1 protein-coding gene is annotated in these 469 nt (G+C 59.9%); it reads left to right on the top strand.

What is annotated here, in order from left to right; translation table 11 throughout:
- Positions 1 to 469, top strand: a 469-nt coding sequence (locus tag F7R06_RS30655; RefSeq protein WP_212613259.1) for a beta-galactosidase, incomplete at both ends; no start/stop codon positions are given.

Here is a 469-nt window from a genome sequence, read left to right as displayed (position 1 = left end):
CATGACCACCGACGTACCGGCCAAGCGCGCATTCCTCAAACAACTGCGCGACAAGTACCGCAATGAAGACGGCCTGTCTAAGGCTTGGGGCATTCACCTGGCGGGCTGGGAGCTGATGGAAGACCCAGGCTTCGAGCCGCCGATGCCAAACCCTGAGCATCCGGCGATCGAAGCCGACTTCAAATACTTCCAGAAGACCTTCGCCGATGCGTATTTCAAGACCCTCTCTGATTCGCTGAAATGGCACGCGCCCAACCAGTTGCTGCTGGGCGGCCGTTATGCCGTGAGCACGCCGGAAGCCGTGGCGTCCTGCGCCCAGTATTGCGATGTGCTGAGTTTCAACATGTACACCCTCAAGCCGCAGGACGGTTATGACTTTACTGCTTTGCACGCGCTGGATAAGCCGGTGCTGATCACCGAGTTCAACTTCGGCTCGGCGGACCGTGGCCCCTTCTGGGGCGGCGTGACG

Source organism: Pseudomonas moorei (assembly GCF_008801475.1).
In the GTDB taxonomy this organism is placed as follows: Bacteria; Pseudomonadota; Gammaproteobacteria; order Pseudomonadales; family Pseudomonadaceae; genus Aquipseudomonas; species Aquipseudomonas moorei.
Note: the sequence above shows the minus strand (reverse complement) of the source record. Positions and strands in the feature narration are given on the sequence as shown.